The following is a 2,733-nucleotide window of genomic DNA, read 5'->3' as shown; positions in this document are numbered from 1 at the left end:
CGACCATGACCGTCGACGAGCGGCTGCACCATTTGTTTGCGCGGATGCCGGATGCCCGCGTGCACCTCTACGGCAAGGGTGAGCGACCCGGTCGCAAGATCGGCCACGTCAACTTGTTGGGCACCGACCCCGCCGACGTGGCGAATCTGCGTGAGCGTGCTGCCCGGGCGGCACACTGGTTGTCACACGGGCAGTGGCGGGCTGGCGACGATGCAGAGCGCAGCGATGCTGAGGAGCGGCGCTAAATGCAAGACGGATGGGACCCACATGGCTAACGAGCCCCGCGTCGGGGTGATCATGGGCAGCGACAGCGATTGGTCCGTGATGCAGGACGCCGCCACTGCACTGGACGAGTTCGACGTCCCATTCGAGATCGGCGTGGTCTCGGCGCACCGCACGCCCGGGCTGATGCTCGACTACGCGCGCGGGGCCGCCGACCGCGGCATCGAGGTGATCATCGCCGGCGCGGGCGGCGCCGCCCACCTGCCGGGAATGGTGGCCTCAGCGACACCGCTGCCGGTCATTGGGGTGCCGGTGCCGCTGGCCCGGCTGGACGGCTTGGATTCGTTGCTGTCGATCGTGCAGATGCCTGCCGGAGTTCCGGTGGCGACGGTGTCGATCGGCGGCGCCCGCAACGCAGGTCTGCTGGCGGTGCGGATTCTGGGGTCGTCCGATCCGGCATTGCGGTCGCGGATTGTGGCGTTTCAGGAGCAGTTGGCGGACAGCGTGCGGGCCAAGGATGCGGACCTCAAAAGCCGGCACGGTAAAGTTACCGGCCAGTAGCCCGGCGCTGACGCGGACTGGGCAGCGGCCCGAGGAGGAGCCCGGGCAAGCAAGCACAGCTCGGCGACGATGCGGACCGGACAGCGGACCGAGGAGAAGCCGGGCAATCAGACAGAGTGCAAGGAGGCCATGATGGCTCGGTGGGCTGGAGACCCGTCGTTTGACTTGTTCCAACTGCCCGAGGAACACCAAGAACTGCGCGCCGCGATCCGCGCGCTGGCGGAAAAAGAGATCGCCCCGTACGCGGCCGAGGTCGATGAGCAGTCCCGGTTCCCCGAGGAGGCGCTGTCGGCGCTGAACGCGGCGGGCTTCAATGCGGTCCACGTGCCAGAGGAGTACGGCGGTCAGGGCGCGGACTCGGTGGCGACATGCATCGTGATCGAGGAAGTGGCGCGAGTCGACGCTTCTGCTTCGCTGATCCCCGCCGTGAACAAGCTGGGCACAATGGGGCTGATTCTGCAGGGTTCCGAGGAGCTCAAGAAGCAGGTGTTGCCGTCACTGGCCGTGGAAGGGGCGATGGCGTCCTACGCATTGAGCGAGCGGGAGGCCGGAAGCGATGCAGCATCGATGCGGACCCGCGCCAAAGCCGACGGGGACGACTGGATTCTCAACGGCGCCAAGTGCTGGATCACCAACGGCGGAAAATCGACTTGGTACACCGTGATGGCGGTGACCGATCCGGACAAGGGCCCCAACGGGATCTCGGCGTTCATGGTGCACAAGGACGACGAAGGCTTTTCCATTGGCCCCAAGGAAAAGAAGATGGGCATCAAGGGCTCGCCGACCACGGAGCTCTACTTCGAGAACTGTCGCATCCCGGGCGATCGGATCATCGGTGAACCCGGTACCGGGTTCAAGACCGCGCTGCAGACCCTTGACCACACGCGTCCCACAGTCGGGGCGCAGGCCGTGGGCATCGCTCAGGGCGCGTTGGACGCCACGATCGCATATACCAAGGACCGCAAGCAGTTCGGCAAGTCGATCTCTGAGTTTCAGGGTGTGCAATTCGAGATCGCCGATATGGCGATGAAAGTCGAAGCGGCCCGGCTCATGGTCTATAACGCCGCTGCCCGCGCCGAACGCGGCGAGCCGAATCTCGGATTCATCTCCGCCGCCGCAAAGTGCTTCGCCTCCGACACCGCCATGGACGTGACGGAGTCGGCCGTGCAGCTGTTCGGTGGTGCCGGTTACACCACCGACTTCCCGGTCGAGCGGTTTATGCGCGACGCCAAGATCACCCAAATTTACGAGGGCACCAACCAGATTCAGCGCGTGGTGATGTCACGGCACTTGCTGCGCTGAGTCATCCTCCGGTGCTTTGAGGTACTCGTCGTTGTGTTGGCCTGCGGCAGGGGGCGGGTCGGTGGCTGCGGCGGTGAAGGCGGAGTACCGCGCCGGCGTGCGGATCACTGTGATGGCGTCGTCCCCGGCGCCGACGCGCAGCGCCAATTCGTTTTCGGCAAAGAGTGGGGTGTCCACGACCTCTTTCCACGTGTGAACCAGGCACGCCATCAACCCTTTGCCGCGCAGCAACTCAACCCATTCGGCGGCTGTTTTGGTGGTCAGCGTCGATTCCAATTCCTCTGTCAACTCGGCGTAGTTGATCGACCGTGCGCGCTGGTCATGGAACCGCTCGTCGTGCAGCAGGTCGGGGCGGCCGATGGTCTCACACAGCACCTTCCAGTGTTTGGGTATGTACGCGCTGATGACGACGTACCCATCGGCGGCGCGAAACGCATCTGATGGCTGGCTGGCGAAGCCGACTGTCTTGCGCCCCTTGGCGTTTGGTTTCGAGGCTGGCCCCTGGCCGCTGAACCGGTTCAGGTGCATGGTGAGTTGGTTAGCTTGAAGCCCTACTGCGACGTCGTACATCGCGACGCTGACGACGTCGGCGACGCCGTGGCGCTCCCGGTTGAGCAGAGCGGCGAGCACCGCCTGGGCCAGCACGTG

General features: G+C 65.1%; 3 protein-coding genes and 1 pseudogene. 3 read left to right on the top strand and 1 reads right to left on the bottom strand.

Annotated elements, in window-relative coordinates:
• From VFA16_RS08890 to VFA16_RS08880, 3 genes and pseudogenes are all read left to right on the top strand, one after another.
• Window positions 1-245: pseudogene (locus VFA16_RS08890) on the top strand (5-(carboxyamino)imidazole ribonucleotide synthase); the annotation flags it as partial.
• Window positions 226-783 (top strand): 5-(carboxyamino)imidazole ribonucleotide mutase, encoded by a 558-nt coding sequence (gene purE / locus VFA16_RS08885; RefSeq protein ID WP_414687672.1) that lies wholly within the window; start codon window positions 226-228, stop codon window positions 781-783. The pseudogene VFA16_RS08890 and the gene purE, both read left to right, overlap by 20 nt.
• Window positions 784-915: 132 nt before the next feature.
• A complete protein-coding gene (locus tag VFA16_RS08880) occupies window positions 916-2,085 on the top strand; it encodes an acyl-CoA dehydrogenase (RefSeq protein WP_324967454.1) in 1,170 nt (389 codons plus the stop codon).
• Here the strand turns inward: VFA16_RS08880 and VFA16_RS08875 are convergent.
• Window positions 2,065-2,733: CoA transferase (locus VFA16_RS08875; protein WP_324967453.1), on the bottom strand; the 669-nt coding region annotated here is incomplete at its 5' end. The genes VFA16_RS08880 and VFA16_RS08875 overlap by 21 nt on opposite strands.

It is taken from the genome of Mycobacterium sp., assembly GCF_035653355.1.
In the GTDB taxonomy this organism is placed as follows: Bacteria; Actinomycetota; Actinomycetes; order Mycobacteriales; family Mycobacteriaceae; genus Mycobacterium.
The sequence above is the reverse complement of the archived record's forward strand: the minus strand, read 5'-3'. Positions and strand labels throughout refer to the sequence as shown.